The sequence below is a fragment of the Singulisphaera acidiphila DSM 18658 genome (genome assembly GCF_000242455.2).
Lineage (GTDB): Bacteria > Planctomycetota > Planctomycetia > Isosphaerales > Isosphaeraceae > Singulisphaera > Singulisphaera acidiphila.
This window is the reverse complement of the sequence record NC_019892.1, coordinates 7,940,194-7,956,196: the sequence shown is the minus strand read 5'-3', so window position 1 is coordinate 7,956,196 and position 16,003 is coordinate 7,940,194. Positions and strand designations below refer to the sequence as shown.

Here is a 16,003-nt window from a genome sequence, read left to right as displayed (position 1 = left end):
ATCTGGGACCGTGACAGCGTTTGGGGCTTACTTCGTGTCGGCCTTCATCGACGCCAGCAAGTCGTCGAAACCTTTGCTCGCCGCGCTGACCGTCTTGTCAGGGCCGACCAGCCTGAGAAAGTAGCCGGTTCCCCCGCTCTGGACGATCCCGCCGAGCAGTCGGAAGTTCGGTTTGTCGTTCACTTCCTGGCTTCCAGGGGCGACCGGGGCAATGTAGTGCCCGGCGATTTCGACCCGCGTGACCTCGACATTCTTCCCCTTAACGACCTTCTTGTCGACCTTGGGAGGGTTGCCGCCCTCAGCCTTGAACCCATCGCGCCAACGCTTGATGTTTGCGTCGACCCCCCCCGCGCCTCCCGGGAATGCGAACAGGACGAGCTGGGCCGGTTCTTTGTCCCCCTCGACGGGCGCAACGCTCATCTGGGCCCGTCGCATTTGGTTGGCCGGCTTGCTCGCTTTCCATGAGCCGGGCGCCTCGAACGTTAATCCACCCGCGTCGATGACCTGGGTTGGGGTGTCGGCCCCGAGGCTGGTCAGGACCACAGCGATCGAACCCAGTGCGATGCGTTGGAGGAGGCTGCTGCGGATTGGCATATCTCTGGCTCCCTTTTTTCCCTATGACCTGAACGGTTCTCGGCCGGACTCGAACCCTCGCCGCTCGCTTGCGACCGCCGAGGGGCATGACTACGATGCGAAAGTCGTCAACTCTTCACCCGGACTCTTATTTTTCTGATTCGCGGAGGATGATCCCGTGCGTACCCGTCGATTTCTGCTCTGGGCCCTGGCCCTGATTTGCCTTGCGAGCAATCCGGCCCTGGCCCAGAAGAAGGCTCCCAAAGGGGTGAAGGCCACCCGGGTTCTCCTCCTGACCGGGGGCGCCCGTAACCATCATGGATACCGCGACCAGGCATTCTACCTCGCCAACGTCCTGGAAGACACCGGGCGCTACGAGGTGACGCTTGCCGAGGATGCGTCGATTCTCGAAACCCCCGCCATGAAGAAGTACGACCTCTTGATCGTCAATGCCGACCGACGCGACGAGGAATTCAAATTCACCCAGGATCAGCAGCAAGCCTTACTCGACTATGTAAAATCAGGGCACGGCTACGTGTCGATTCACGGGGCCGATAACGCCGCGCCCGACTGGATTCCCGCCTGGCGCGAGATGCTCGGCGGTGTCTTCTCACACGTCGGGCTGCCGGACTCGAAGACGAAGAAAGGGACGTTCAAAATCAAAATCGTTAAGACTGACGATCCGATTATGCAAGGAGTCAGCGATTTTGAGATCAAGGACGAGTTGTACTATCACATGCAGATGCAGCCGGGAGTCGAACCGCTGGCCACGACCGACCACGACGGCGGTACCTGGCCGGTCGCCTGGACGCGAACCTACGGTGAAGGTCGGGTCTTCCACACCCCCCTTGGACACCGTGATTTCGGCCCGGGCAAAGATGACCCCTTGCACGATCCGAGCCTTCAGAAGATGGTCGTTCAGGGTATCGACTGGGTTGCCACGGGAAAGTAGACCGCCGATCGCGGGGGCGGACCGTGGGTTGAAGCGGTCCGAAAAGGCGAGCTGGGAGTTCCCTGTCTTCCGCTTCCTTTACTTTTGTCCCCGACTCTGGAATCATCAGGAGCGGCTGGTCCGATTGCGGACTCCAGGGCCGCGTGGCGATTGATCTCGTCCGTCCGATACCGTGGGGATTGTGTCAGCGTGACTCGATCCCCTTTTCGCACAACTTGTAACTTGGAGGGCAGTCTGACTAGACTTTCGGACCTCAAGCGACAGCCGATAGCGTGTGGAGTAGCCTTTCGATGATTTCTAAGCGGGTGGACTCGGTCTCCCTATAATTCAGTATGATTCGCACACCAATTGACGACGCAACCCGTGTTGAACTCCATGCCTTGCGCCGGAACCCGATTCCGCCGCGGGTCCGTGATCGTGTCGAAAATGATCCTCCTCTCCGACGCGGGCTGGTCGGCCCCCAGGGCCAGCGCGTATAACTGTGCGGCCTGAGTAGTCTGGCGCGACAGACCGTGGCTCGTTATCTTTGAATCGGTCCTCGTGAATCGGCTTACTGCACTCCGGGTGTGCGGAGGCCGACACCGACCGATCCCAGGATGCCTCCCATGGCCAAGCCCGTCGATGTCGGCTCCATCGGCTCTTATTTCGAATCGCTCTCCGATCCCCGCCACGCACGCAATCGTCGGCACTTGATGGTCGATATCGCTGTCATCGCGGTCTGCGCCGTCATCTGCGGATGCGATGGCCCTACCGCCATTCATCGCTGGGCCAAGAATCGTGAGTCCTGGCTGGCCCTGCATCTGGCCCTGCCCAACGGCATCCCCTCACGGGATTGCATCCGACGCTTGCTCATGGCGCTGAAACCCGAAGCCTTTCAACGCTGCTTCCAGGACTGGATCTGCGACGCGATCCCCGCCGACACTGAGAACTCCCGCCGACACGTCGCTATCGACGGCAAAGCCTGTCGCGGATCGCACGATGCGGCCAAAGGTCTTGGCAATCTGCACATTGTCAGCGCCTGGGCCAGCGAGCAGGGCATTGCGCTGGGTCAGGTGGCCACCGACGCCAAGTCCAACGAGATCACAGCCATCCCAAAACTTCTCGAGCAGATTGACCTCACGGATACGCTCATCACGATCGACGCGATGGGCTGCCAGAAAGCGATTGTCGAGCAGATCGTTGACGGTGGCGGCGACTGCGTGATCGCCGTCAAAGACAATCAGCCGAAGCTCGCAACCGCGATCCAAGCGTTCTTCCTCGACCACCTGGAACGCGATCTCGAGGACCTCCACTATCGATACGACGAGACCCGTGATGCCGGGCACGGCCGCATCGACGAGCGTTCCTATTATCTGGTCAAGGTGCCGACTGATTTCGCGCCGCTGAAGGATTGGCCCTGGATCAAGGCAATTGGCTATGCGGTGCGAATCACGCAGCATGCCGATGGGACGGAGTCGGACGAGGTGCGTTACTATCTCAGCAGCCACTATCTGAGCGGCAAGCGTTTCGGCGAAGCGGTCCGCGGTCACTGGAGTATCGAGTCGATGCACTGGGTGCTCGATGTGAACTTTCGCGAAGATGAGCACCGCACTCGCGAGCGGACTTTGGGGAACAACTTGAGCTGGCTTCGGCGGTTCGCCGTGACGCTGCTGAAGCGTCATCCCGACAAGGATAGCCTACGTGGAAAGATGATGTCCTGTATGATTAATACGGACTACCTCACGCAAGTCCTTTCACTACAGCGTGTTTGATATGCGCTGGCCCTGGGGCCTACCCGACCGCGTGATCTGCTGGGTGCGAGGAATTTTTCCTATGCATCCAATGTCGATTTCAGGTAAAATAATAGCGTATTGTTCCATCACAGCATCACTCAAATGCACAAAACTGCAGGAAATTACGCATATGCGAGCTAGGCCTGGGTTTACGCTAATCGAATTGCTGGTCGTCGTGTTTATCATCGGCGTCCTGATAGCCTTGCTCTTGCCAGCCGTCCAGGCGGCTCGGGAGTCGGCACGCCGAGCCCAGTGTGCCAATAATTTAAAACAAATGGCCTTGGCGGCGCTCAACTTCGAGTCGGCCCGCGGTGAACTTCCCCCGGGATATGCCCCTCCCCCAGCCGACCCCGTCGGAGCGAGAGGAAATACCCAAGTGCTTCTCCTGCCTTATCTAGAACGTTCCGCCTTATATGCCAGCTTCAATTTGACTCTCAATCTCAACGAGGCTATGAACTACCCGGATACCGACCCAAATATAACGGCGTGCTCTCATGTTGTTGACGCCTTTATCTGTCCATCCGATCCGTCATCCGTTCGGCTGGCAGGGCGGATCGGCTACAGTAATTACTTTACCAGCCTGGGCGATACCGCTTGCCAACGTACCGGCGCGAGCGCAATACGGGACGACGGCTTGCCATCATATGCCGAAACAAACCCGCGTCGGTTGGGGCTCTTTAACGTGATGCAGGACAAAGATCGCAACGTGATCAGTAAGATTACATTTCAGACGATCAGGGATGGCGCTAGCAACACCGCCATGTTTTCCGAAACTCAGCGGTCGACCCTGCCTCAGCTCGGCTCTAACGGGAATTATGCGACACCGATCGCCTACGACCTTTCAAATGTCTACCTAATCCCTGAAGGTAGCTCAGATTGGAATAATAATGTCTGGCCCTCGATCTGCGCGAGTTATGATAACCCCGGTCTCCTCCGCCGCCTCATTCCCTATCGTGGACTTCAGTATTACCGAAGCATGCCCCAGACCAGTAATTACACCCACACCTTACCCCCGAATGCCAAGGGGAACGACTGCGGGATCATTACCTTTGTCGCTGCCCACATGGCTGCGCGGAGCTACCATCAAGGTGGAGTGAACGTTGCCTTTGGCGACGGTGCGATTCGCTTTATCAAGGACGGGATCAGCCCTAACCTCTGGCGAGCTTTAGGTACCCGTGCCGGTGGTGAAATCGTCGGAGCTGATTCGTTTTGATCGCAAATTAAATGCAAGTAATCACGTGAAATATTCTATATTTTGTCCCGTTGTTGTGATGCTCAACCTAGGGTTGGCTACCTTCGCCTCCCTCCACCACTATGCCACAGTCGACGAGGCTCGATCAGTCTCTGCCGGTCTCGCCCACTGGGATGCCGGGGCGTTTGCTCTCGCCAATAACGCCCCGCCGTTTGCCCGTCTAGTCGCCGCCCTGCCAGTCCTGTCGCTGCGCCCCAATCGAATCAAGTCATCCGATGTCCTCGAGGGAACATTCGCCGACGAAGCGGATTTGAAAGCGGCACGAGACTTCGCGTATACAAACTCGTTGTCCTACGACCACTTAATCCGCGTCGCCCGCCTCCCGACCCTGCTCTGGTGGGTGGCCGGGGCTTGGCTGATTACACGCTGGGCAGGTGAGTTGTACGGCTCTGGCGCCGCTCGGCTTGCCCTGGTTCTCTGGGCCTTCGGGCCGAACATCCTGGCACGCGAGGCCCTGGCAACGCCCGATCTCCCGGCCGCAGTGGCCTGTCTGGCCGCAGGCTATGCCTTCTCCCGCTGGCGATCGAAATCAAGTTGGTCTCGGACAGCTGTCACGGGCGCCCTGCTTGGGGTTGCCATGCTCACCGAGTATTCCGCCCTCTCGCTTCCACTTGCCTGGTTACTGCTCTGCCTTGTTCGGTGTCCGGACCAGGAAATGGGAGGCCGAACCGCTGGCTGCTGGGGCCAAGCAGCCCAGGCCGTGTTCGGACTTTTCATCTGCCTTTGGGTCATCAACGTGGGCTATGGCTTTACGGGAACAGGGATACCACTCGGGAAGTTGCGTTTCACCAGCCGTGTCTTCGGTGGCAGCAAAGCGAACGACCCGTCTGCGACGATTGCTGATGCGGGACCCGTGCGGAATCGCTTTGAAGGATCGTGGTTCGGCGGCTTCCCCCTGCCGGTCCCCGTCGACTACATCCGCGGCATGGATCGTCGATGCAGCGATGCGGAATCGTGTTTCCAAACCATCGAAGCGGACGCGAGCCGGGCCACCGACCGTGGGAGAATCACCGTCGCATTGCTCTTGGCCAAGGTCCCGATCGCCGCATGGATCTTGATCTTCTGGGGGGGCGCCCTGTCGATCCGTCGCGGCTTCCCCGCCGACGAGCGGGCCGTCTGGATTCAGGCGGCAGTCATGATCGCGCCGGCCCTTATTCTATCCAGCGATCTCTTCCCCTTGGCCAGCATGTTGCTTGCCGCTCCCTTCACCATCGTCGGGATGAGCGGTCTCGCTCGCTATCTGGGAAGAGGCACTCCCAAAGCCACGGCATTGATCGTGACCCTGCTCGTCGGGATCTTCGCCAGTGGACTGTCGGCCTATCCCCATCTCCTCTCTTATCTCAACGAGGCCGTGAGTGGAGCTGACCGGCTTACCCTGGCGGCAAGTCATCCTTACTTCGATGCCGGACGCGACCTCCTGGAGTTGAAGAGCTGGCTGGGGCGCCACCAAGAGGCCTCACCGATCGGACTCGCCTGCCAGTACGTGAACGATCCCCGCGCTCTCGGTATCGAATACACTCACATCCCCACGGGGCCGGGGCCTGCGCCGCCGAACGACCCCTGGTACTTCGAACGCTTAGGACCAAGGCCCGGCTACTACGCCCTCGACCTTTACAACCTCACCCTACCGAGATTCCACTATTTTAAGGATTTCCAGCCTGCGTTCGTCATTGGCGACTCGATCCGCATCTATCACATTACGCCCGAGGACGCCGACCGCGCACGACTGAAGGTGGGATTGGCCAACACACGCGACCTGCTGGAGTTGAAGAGCTGGCTGGGACGCCACCATGAGGCCTTACCGATCGGACTCGCCTGCCAGTACGTGAATGATCCCCGCGCCCTCGGTATCGAATACACTCACATCCCGACGGGGCCGGGGCCTGTGCCGCCGAACGACCCCTGGTACTTCGAACGCTTAGGACCAAGGCCCGGCTACTACGCCCTCGACCTTTACAACCTCACCCTACCGAGATTCCACTATTTTAAGGATTTCCAGCCTGCGTTCGTCATTGGCGACTCGATCTGCATCTATCACATTACGTCCGAGGACGCCGACCGCGCACGACTGAAGGCGGGATTGGCCCCGTTGGCGACACGACCCGGCCGTCGGGGTATTGCGAACAGGAGCGGCTTCCTCAACCGTGTCTATCGCGGGCCGGATGGCAGCGTGACCAATTACACAATCTTCGTGCCCCACGACTATACGGGTGAAATCTCCTACCCCCTGATCCTCCTCCTCCACGGATATGGCGATCGGGGAACCGATGGGGACCAATATCTCAAGGTTGGCTTGGCCCCTGCAATCGCCCGTCGGGAGAACGACTTTGACTTTTTCGCAATCTTCCCTCAGGGCCACACGGGGGGATGGGCGCCTGACGGTGACGACACGCAGCATACTATGGAGATTCTCGCACAAGTGGAGGCAGAGTATCGCGTTGACCCCCGCCGGATCTATTTGACTGGCATCTCCAGTGGCGGGGCTGGCGTCTGGCCAATTGCCGCCCGATACCCCGACCGATGGGCGGCAATCGTTCCGGTCGCATCTGCCGAGTGCGACCCCGCCCTCGCGACCGCGATCAAGAGCATCCCCTGCTGGTGCTTCCACAATTATTTCGATGTGAGCAAGCCACCAGCCATACCGCGCCAAATGATCGAAGCATTGAGGCGGGAGGGCGGGAAGCCGCGATACACCGAGTTCTACGTGCTCACCGGGGACAGGCACAATGCCTGGGACAGTGCCTATAACACGAATGAGCTCTATGACTGGCTGGCTGAGCAGAGAAAGCCAGAGCTTCATCTCATGGGGACAGACGGGCGGTGAGGATCCGTGATCCGGACGCTGCTGATTCGAAGTTCAAGACTCTATCGGGATCACGACAGGGGAGTATCGCTGGGCACACTTTGATCATGCACTTGTAAAAGCCACGCATCAGGGAGTTCGCACAATAAGGGAGGGTTGCGTCGACCGTCATCGGCGGTAAGATCGAAAGTGGCCTTGAGGTTGCGGCGAGTCGGAGCGGCGAAGGACTGCGGGACTTTTTGATGCTCCAAGAGGAAGACAGGGAGCTCACGACGCTCCCCGCTTGCCTTCGGAATCGATGCCCCGGGCCGCTCGTTCTTCGTGGCTGCTGGGTTTATCCCAGGGTGACTTCGATTCGCGCCATCTCATGGGGCGTCAGGTCGATGAGGATGGAATCCTCCTCGATCGGGAGGTCGACGACCAGTTCGTGGTGGAAGTCGGTCTGGCGGGCCCAGACCGGGTTGCGGAAGAGTCGGAGGCGGCAGCGGGCGGGGCGGCCGGCGGTCTCGAAGAGGTGGAAGACGACTCCCCAGCCGTGGTTGTCCCCCGTGTTCTCCAACGGCTCGAGGCGGGTGGCTGCGACGGCCTTGTTGTCGAGTTGGAAGAGCCAGCCGGTGGGGCCGGTCCGAGGCGGGCCCGACTCGGTCGGGACGACGGGTGCAGGCGCGATGAAGTCCATCGAGGCGTGGAACGGGTGCTCGAGGTCGAGAACGACGCCCAGTCGGAAGTTTCGTTCGGTTTCCCGACCGGCGATCAAGAGGGTGTCGAGCATCCGCTGGCCGTGGCGACGATGGTGTGCCAGGCTGCCGAACAACAAGGCGGTTCGCTGACGTCGGGTCGAGATATCCAGCGCATCGGGCGTTTCCGGCCGGTCGGCCTCGGTGACTTCGGGCGAGAAGAAGCAGGTGCGTCTGAGCATCGAATTGGGGTCGGGCCAGGCCCAGCGGCAGGCTAGGTTGTGCGCCCAGGGGTCGGCCTGTGCGCTACGGGCCAGCCAATCGGGGTCGAGGTCGTTCAAGGTCACGTCGAGCTCGAGGATGGGCCGGCCGGTCCAGAGTCGATAGCGCTGGGTAAAGGAGGCGAGACGGCGGTCGTCACGCGGATCGACGATGACACCGCGAGAGATCGCCTGCACGAGGGCAGGGCCACCATATTCGACCTCGAACGACTCCTCACGCATCTTGGTGCTGACGGGACTGCCGTCCGAGGCGACCAGACCCGACACGACGAGTTGCTGGCCGAGTCTGGCCACCTCCTCAGTGGGGGTTCGGATGCTGCGGATTCCGCCGGAGGTGGGATCGATTTCGACCGCCATCGACTCGTTGCCCAGCAGTCGGCCGCGAACTGAGAGCACGCCTGGAGTTGTGGGAGTGGCTGCCAGGTCGGCGTCACGCGGGACCCAGGCGTAGCCGAACGCCGGGAGGTCGACGACCGCCCAGACTCCCTCGTCGGTGAACTGGGCGGCGCGGAGCGGCCCCTCGGGGCGGAGATCGAGCGCGGCGTCGGGCAACAAAACGGCCGCTCGTCGTGCAACGCCCAGTGGGTTGAACACGAAGAAACCGGGGCGGGCCTCGGAGGTCTCCCCTTGAATCGCAACCGCCAGGCGGCTGGCTGCGTCCGGTATGGCACGCTCGAGTGCGGAGTGAACTTCGTCAACCTGCCCGGTCTCCAGGGACGTCTCCAGATCGAGGGTCGAGACCTCTTCGGCTCGCGTCTGTGGGTCGGGAGCGGTGCCGAGCACAGCCCGCTCCAGGGCGCGGGTGGCGTTCAGGGCCTCGAGCCGAGCACGGAGTCGGGCGTGGACTGCCTTGCGCGAGATTGGCCGCTCGTCGCGCCGGGCCACGGCCTGGGCAAGGTAGGGGGTCACATACTGGTCGTGCTCGGGCCGGAACGTCTCGTAGGGCCGGTCGGTCAGGTGAAAATAGTCGTTGAGCGTGACCCAACGCGCCAGGACCGGCGAGAAGGCGCTCACGCGTCGCAGGTCGAGATACCAAGGGGCGACCGGGTTCGGCCAATGCACGAAGGGGAGGGTCGCGACGTGATCGTCCTTCATCGACGTCGCCAGCCGCCAGGGGATGAACATCCCCTGAGCGGACCGATCTGCGCCCAGAGGGGGGCGCGTCAACGTCTCCAAACTCGTGCCGTCGGGGCCTTCCCAGAGTCGCTTCGCCTCGGGCCGGATCGGGAACCGACCGGCATCGAACCCGAGGTGGACGGCGAACCGGAACCCGAACCGCTTCGCGAGCTGGGGCAATTCCGGGTAGAGGCTGAATCGACGCCTGGCAAGCGTTTCAACGTTGCGGTCGTCGAGGTGGCGGCGATAGACCTCCGCTCCTCGGCGGAACTGCCAGAGGACCGATTCCATCGGGAGCAGCGGTTCTTCCGACTCGGTGTACGACCCACCGACGACGTCGGCCCAGCCTTCGGTGATCGCCTCACGAACCGAGGCGATCGCTTCGGGGTCGCTCTCGGCGAGTTTCTCGACGGCCAAGGCCGGTGCCAGGAAGGTCACCGGCGCTCGGGCCTTCAGCGCGTCGGTCAATGAGCCGGGGGGCGTCGAAGGATCGAGCAGGCAGACATCGACGATGTAGGCATCGACCGGATAGAACCGTTCGCGCGCCTGGGTGAGCAGCTCGAACGCCGCGCGGAGCCGGTTGGTGGCCGCCGGGTGGTCCCCCTGGCACCAGGCCAGTGCTCCGGCGAGGACCTCGCGTTCGAGGCTCTCCGTGTCCAGCGCGTCGGCATGCCCCATGGCGATCGTCAGGTCACGGAGCATCCAACGAGCGGTTCCCAGCGCGAGGAAGTCGTTGGCCGCGGTGATGAGACCTTCGTTTTCCGTATCGAGGGCCGGTGCGACGGCATTGATCCGGGCGAGGAGGTCGCGGACCAAGGCGAGCCGGTCGGCTCCCCCTTCAACAACGATCGCGCCAGCGTCCTCGGCCTGCGTCTGGTAGCCCGAGGGGAGGCGGTCGAGCACTCCGGCAGCCACCACGCGGAGCTCGCGCGGGCCGGGGGAAGTGGGCGCGTCGATCGACTCGATTCGCGGCAACATCTGCGTTTGCGCCAGAAGCGCGGGGTGCCAGAGCACGGAGCGGGCGCACCAGATCCCGAGCGCTTCGGATTCGGAAAGATTCGCTGGCGGCTCGACCCCGTCGTGGGAGACCAGGGCGATCAGCGACCAGTGCCCTCCCTCGGGGACCGGCGGGGACGGAGCCTCGGTCTGGGGCTCCGCCGACTCGGGAGAGGGCATACTCATACAATCAAGCTCCGAGTTCGGTTTTCAGGTCGCGGACCTCGGCCGCCAGGGCCTCGATCGTTTTCCGCAGGACGTCGATCTCAGCGCGAAGCGCGGTCGTTTCGGCGACCCAGGCGGGCGGGGAAGGTTCCGAGCGGACGGCTGAGAGTCGCACGGGTCGCTCGTCTTCGTCGCCGGCAATGGCGGCTTGAGCGAAGGCTGTGCGAACTTTCTCGAGTTCCTGGGGCGGATACAAACCGTGGGTGACCATCACCCCCCGTTTCTGTCCCGGCGGGGAAAGGTTGATGACCAGGTCACGCGTCGCCAACGCTTCAAGGACGGTTTGCAGCGCCGGCAGGTCGGGGAAGGGTTCCATCCGGCTGGCTCGAGAGCGGAGGTCCCCCTCGGTCTGCGGCCCTCGGAGGAGCAGTTCGGCAATGACTGCCAACTCCACCTTGCTCACCTTGAGCCAGTCGTAGAGGGTGTGCTTCCAGCGGACGACACGCCCCCCCGCCTCGACCATGATGACCGCCCCCTTATGCCGAAGGTCTTGGAGGATATCCTCGACATCGTCGGCATCGTAGTCGGTCACCGGGTCTCGGTTCGACTTCTGGTTGCAGCCGGTCACGATCGCGGCGATGGTCAGGGGATAATACTCCGGGGTCGTCTTGGCCTTTTCGACCAGGACTCCCAACACCCGCCGCTCTCGGGGCGAAAGCGGGACCCAGGTGCGTTCAGCGACCGGGGAACTCATCACGAACCCTCATCCATCAGGGGGAATCGATCGTCGTCAGCGACGGTGCAGGGGGGAGGCCTCCACGGGCTCCTCGCAGGCCCCGTGGTGAACCGTCGGGCAGCGATCGCAATCGGTAAAATTCAAGAGCTCAACAAAAAAAAGGGGGGACGCGGCGATCCCTCGGGACGACCTCATCCTAGCCGCGATCTCGTGAGGTTCAAGCACCCAGTTGGCCGATCGGGCGGGCCATCAGAGTCGCTTGAGCCGGTCGGCAATCGCGAGAAACCTGGGGGCCGGCTCGTAGGCTGGGTCGGGCCAGACGGTTACAAAGCCACGGTAGTTAATCTCCTCAAACCCGCCGAGATACTCTTCCCAGTCGAGGGCGCCGGGGGGGAACCCGTCGCCACGCGACCTGGCCACCGTGACGTTGGTTCCGGCGGATGCGGCGTCGTTGAGATAAGCGTGGGCGACCCAGGGGCCCAGAGCGCGGGTCGTCTCCACGGGATCGAACCCACGCACGAGCAAACTCGCCGGATCGATGCTGGCGGCCACCCCGATCGTGTCGAGACCGTCGAGGATCGGGCGCAACGCTGTGCCTGGCTCCGTCCCGGTTTCGACGGTGAAGCGGATCCCTCGGTGATCGGCCCGGCGGCTGAGTTCACGGAGCGACGAGATCCAGGTCTCTCGGCGCGGCGCGTCGGCTTCGGGGGGCAGTTCGCCCATCCGGGCCAGGACCAGACGGGCTCCGAGCTCGAAGGACATCGTAAACGCCCCTTCCGCCCGACGCAGCCGGTCTTCGAGCTGGTCGGTCGTATCGAAGGGGCGGCGCGTGGGCAAGCTCACCGCGATCAGAGAGAGCTCGACCGAACGGAGCAGTTGCCGGAGATCGCGCCGGCCTGTCTCCGAGAGCCGTTCCGGCGCCAGGTCGCCGACGGCATCGAAGACGACCCCCTTGGCTCCAAGCGTGGCGGCTTCGCGGATCTGTTCCCTGATCGGGCGGCCGGGATTGAGCCGAAGTCCCAGCGGAGAGCGGATCATCGTGGGTCGTTCCTTCTCATTCTCATTGAGCCGAAGTCGAAGCGGGGCTTGCCTCCCGGCGCGACCGAGGTGGAGTTCCGTTGGGATTCCGCAACCTTGAGGTCTTGCGAAGACGCCCCTCTCTAACAGCATGCTCTTTGGAGTGTGGGGCTGCAAGGCGAGCGGGTGACTTCTCGGTGCTCAACGGAGGAAAAGAGCCGTTATCGCGTCCTGGCCGGCTCGGTTATGATGAAGCAGAATCTTGGGTTCGGTTCTTCTTGCCTGCTGTCTCGAGGAGTTTCGTGGCGATCGCCTCTCAGATTCCCCTCCATTGCCGGCTTCCGGGTTGTTCCGTCGATCGGCTTGCACTTCAGATCGGGTCGTGGAGCCAGCCGGCGCTGTTCGAGAGCGGCCCCGGCTTTGGCGAGTCCGGCCGCTGGAGCTTTTATACGGCTCGACCGCGGCTCGTCTTCGAGGTTAGCGGTGACTCTTGGTCGCTACGGACCGGCGAAGCGCTCCAGACCGGCCGGGGCGACGTCCTGCAACCGCTCGAGATGTTGCTCAACCGGTTCGATCTGGCGGATCCAGCGGGATGTACGGAAGAAGGCGTTCCTCCCTTCCACGGAGGGCTTGTCGGGTTCATCGGCTATGATTTTGCCCCAAGACTCGAGCGGCTCCCTCGCCATGCTGAACCTGAATCGCGAATCGCCGACCTCCGGTTCGCGCTTTATGACACGGTGGTGACGGTCGACCACGCGACGGGTGCCGTGGACCTCTGGGCCCACGACTTTCTGGGCGAGGGGGATGCCGCGCGCGAACGACGTCTGGAGCTTTGGCGGAGCGCGCTGGAGAGCCTGGACCCCGTGCCCGAGCCTCGACCTTCAGTCCTCGGTCCCGTGCAATGCGACGTCACGCGTGCCGACTATCTCGAGGCCGTCGGCCGGGTCCTCGAATACATTGCGGCCGGGGACGTCTTCCAGATCAACCTGACGCAGCGATTCGTGGCGCGAGGGGAACCCGAACCCCTGGATCTCTACCTTCGGCTCAAGGCGCGGAGTCCCGCTCCGTTCGCGGCCTATCTTCAGTGGGACGACCTGGCTGTCATCAGCGCCAGCCCGGAGTGGTTTTACCAGTCGCGTGGCGACCGCCTGGTCACGAGGCCGATCAAGGGGACACGCCCACGTGGACAAACCGCCGAGGAGGATCGCCGGTTGGCGCACGAGTTGGCCGTGAGCGAGAAGGACAGGGCCGAGCTCACGATGATCGTCGACCTCGAGCGAAACGACCTGGGACGAGTCTGCCGGTTCGGCTCGGTTCGGGTCAGCGAGTCGTTGACGGTGGAGAGCTTTGCCCAGGTCCATCACCTGGTCGCCACGGTCGAAGGGCAACTTCGTGCGGACGTTGGGCCGATTGATGTGATCCGTGCCCTTTTCCCAGGGGGATCGATCACAGGCGCACCCAAGATCCGGGCCATGGAAATCATCGACGAGCTGGAACCGACGCGGCGCAGTCTCTACACCGGGGCTATTGGTTATTTCGGTCGAGGCGGATCGAGCGGGTTCAATATCGCGATCCGGACGATGCTGGTCGAGGGGGATCAGGTCAGCTATCAGGTCGGCGGGGGGATCGTCGCCGACTCGAGTCCCGAAGCGGAGTACCGCGAGACGCTTGACAAGGGCCGTGCGCTGCGCGAGGTGCTCGAAGGCGAAGGGGCAAACGGATCATGATTTGGGTCGACGGCCGGATCGTGCCGGATCAAGCGTTGACGATCAGTGTCCTCGATCGCACGTTTGAACATGGCCTGGGTCTGTTCGAGACGTTGCGGACCTGGCAAGGGGGAACACCGTTGCTTGATCGCCACCTGGCGCGCCTCAGGAAGTCGGCCAAGGCGCTTGGCCTTCCCCTTGAAACGTCGGCCTTACCCGACCTTGCCGCGGTCACTCAACTGCTCGAAGCCAATGGGCATGTGGGGGACGCGGCGCTCCGGCTGACCTTGACGGGGGGTGTTTCCGACGCCGCCGGGGCGACCCTTTGGATGCGGTCGGCTCCTCTGCCCCCCTCAATGATTACCGGGCCCGGGGCGGTCGTCGATTTTGGCTCGTGGTGGGTCGATCCGAACGACCCGTTGCTCAGGCATAAGACATTGAATTATTGGCGGAGGCGATCGGCTTATCAGGATGCCCGAGAGCGTGGCTTTGATGAGATTCTCAGTGTGAGCGCAGGGCTGAATCTCTGGGAAGGAAGCCGGACGAATCTCTTCTTCGTCGCCGGGAACGAACTGGTGACCCCCGCGCTCGACGGCCCGATCGTGCCGGGAATCATGCGAGAATTGGTTCTTGAACTGGCTCCGTCGTCGGCTCTGGAGATTCGTGAGGTGACGAACCTCGAACCCAATGACTTGCAAGACGCTAGCGAGGTCTTTTTGACCAACTCAGTTCGAGGGGTGATTCCGGTGGCCCGGTTAGGCGACCTGTCCTGGGATGTGCCGGGTGGTCCACGGACCGTTCGTCTCAAGTCTTTACTGTCCGAGTGGCTGAACGAAGGAGGAACGACATCATGAGCACCGTCGCGGAGGTCGCTCGCTGGCTCGACGAGTTCGCTCCTTTGAGTCTTGCCGAATCGTGGGATAATGTCGGCCTGCTCTGGGGGGATCCGGCCACCGAGGTGAGCCGAGTCATGACCTGCTTGACCGTGACCCCGCAGACTGCGCGCGAGGCGATCGATGATGGGGCGGAGCTGATCGTGAGCCATCATCCGGTCTTGTTTCGGCCGGTCAAGCGCGTTCGGGCCGACGATCGCGAGACGGGGATGCTCTGGGATCTGGCTCGGGCTGGTGTCTCGATCGCCAGCCCTCATACGGCGTTCGACAATACGCAAGGGGGCATCAACGACGGGCTCGCCGGCCGGCTTGGCTTGCTCGAGACCGAACCACTCCGTCCGGCATCGGCTTCGCCGTCGTTCAAGATCGTTGTGTTTACGCCTCGGGAGAGTTGCGAGGCGGTCCTCTCGGCGGCGTTCGCGGCGGGCGCGGGCAAGGTCGGTGCCTATGAGGAATGCGCGTTCACAAGCGTAGGGCAGGGGCGGTTCTTCGGCACGGAGGGGAGCAACCCCGTGATCGGGCAGCGGGGGCAGCGTGAGACGGTCCGCGAGCGCCGAGTTGAGTTCGTTTGCCCATCGTCGCACCTCGCCGTGGTCCTCGGAGCAATCCGGAGCGCCCACCCCTATGAGGAGCCGGGTATGGATGTTTATCCGCTTCACCCGGGTAACTCGGGCCGAGGCGCTGGCCGCGTCGGCAGTCTGGCTTCGCCGACCACCCTCAGTGCGTTTGCGGAGTTGGTTGGCCAGACGCTCGCGGCTCCCGGAGTGCAGGTTGTGGGGCCGGCCGACCGTCGCATCGAGCGGGTGGCAATTGTTTGTGGAGCGGGCGACGACTTTATCGGCGATGCCGTCCGTTGCCGGGCCGACGTCCTTCTGACCGGCGAGGCGCGATTCCACCGCGCTCTCGAGGCGGAATCGGTCGGCATCGGCCTGGTCGTCGCGGGGCATCACGCCACCGAACGGCCGGGGGTTGAGGACTTAGCGACGCAGATCGCGGTCGCCTTCCCCGCGCTCACCGTCTGGCCGAGCCGTAAGGAGACCGATCCGCTCAGAACAATTGGTTAA

General features: G+C 62.7%; 11 protein-coding genes. 7 read left to right on the top strand and 4 right to left on the bottom strand.

The features are described from left to right. Positions 1-27: 27 nt before the first annotated feature. Positions 28-594 carry a hypothetical protein gene (locus SINAC_RS31005; RefSeq protein ID WP_015249496.1) on the bottom strand — a complete coding sequence of 189 codons (567 nt, stop codon included), beginning with the start codon at positions 592-594 and terminating at the stop codon, positions 28-30. Between the two features lie 157 nt (positions 595-751). Here SINAC_RS31005 and SINAC_RS31000 point away from each other — a divergent pair, with 157 nt between their 5' ends. From SINAC_RS31000 to SINAC_RS38295, 4 genes are all read left to right on the top strand, one after another. Then, a complete protein-coding gene (locus SINAC_RS31000) occupies positions 752-1,525 on the top strand; it encodes a ThuA domain-containing protein (protein ID WP_015249495.1) in 774 nt (257 codons plus the stop codon). Positions 1,526-2,130: 605 nt separating this feature from the next. Then, on the top strand, positions 2,131-3,276 hold the full coding sequence (locus SINAC_RS30995; protein WP_015243931.1) for an ISAs1 family transposase: 1,146 nt from the start codon (positions 2,131-2,133) through the stop codon (positions 3,274-3,276). A gap of 61 nt (positions 3,277-3,337) precedes the next feature. Further along, positions 3,338-4,510 (top strand): DUF1559 domain-containing protein, encoded by a 1,173-nt coding sequence (locus tag SINAC_RS30990; protein WP_390553450.1) that lies wholly within the window; start codon positions 3,338-3,340, stop codon positions 4,508-4,510. A gap of 58 nt (positions 4,511-4,568) precedes the next feature. Next, the gene (locus SINAC_RS38295) at positions 4,569-7,373 is read left to right on the top strand and encodes a glycosyltransferase family 39 protein (protein WP_015249493.1); all 2,805 of its coding nucleotides are present in this window, start codon (positions 4,569-4,571) and stop codon (positions 7,371-7,373) included. A 313-nt stretch (positions 7,374-7,686) separates the two neighbouring features. On the opposite strand, the gene SINAC_RS30980 is transcribed toward SINAC_RS38295, so the two are convergent. The 3 genes from SINAC_RS30980 to SINAC_RS30970 form a co-directional block, all read right to left on the bottom strand. Continuing rightward, entirely contained in the window at positions 7,687-10,608 is a 2,922-nt protein-coding gene (locus SINAC_RS30980; protein ID WP_015249492.1) for a glycoside hydrolase family 38 N-terminal domain-containing protein, read from the bottom strand. A 4-nt stretch (positions 10,609-10,612) separates the two neighbouring features. Continuing rightward, positions 10,613-11,341 carry a YceH family protein gene (locus SINAC_RS30975; RefSeq protein WP_015249491.1) on the bottom strand — a complete coding sequence of 243 codons (729 nt, stop codon included), beginning with the start codon at positions 11,339-11,341 and terminating at the stop codon, positions 10,613-10,615. A 231-nt stretch (positions 11,342-11,572) separates the two neighbouring features. Next, positions 11,573-12,361: a sugar phosphate isomerase/epimerase family protein gene (locus SINAC_RS30970; protein WP_015249490.1), complete on the bottom strand. Its 789-nt coding sequence runs from the start codon at positions 12,359-12,361 to the stop codon at positions 11,573-11,575. Positions 12,362-12,642: 281 nt separating this feature from the next. Here SINAC_RS30970 and pabB point away from each other — a divergent pair, with 281 nt between their 5' ends. From pabB to SINAC_RS30955, 3 genes are read left to right on the top strand one after another with little or no spacing between them, the layout of a single operon-like run. After that, entirely contained in the window at positions 12,643-14,067 is a 1,425-nt protein-coding gene (pabB, locus tag SINAC_RS30965; protein WP_015249489.1) for an aminodeoxychorismate synthase component I, read from the top strand. After that, entirely contained in the window at positions 14,064-14,900 is an 837-nt protein-coding gene (locus tag SINAC_RS30960) for an aminotransferase class IV (RefSeq protein ID WP_015249488.1), read from the top strand. Before pabB ends, SINAC_RS30960 begins: the two co-directional genes overlap by 4 nt. Beyond that, a complete protein-coding gene (locus tag SINAC_RS30955) occupies positions 14,897-16,003 on the top strand; it encodes a Nif3-like dinuclear metal center hexameric protein (protein WP_015249487.1) in 1,107 nt (368 codons plus the stop codon). Before SINAC_RS30960 ends, SINAC_RS30955 begins: the two co-directional genes overlap by 4 nt.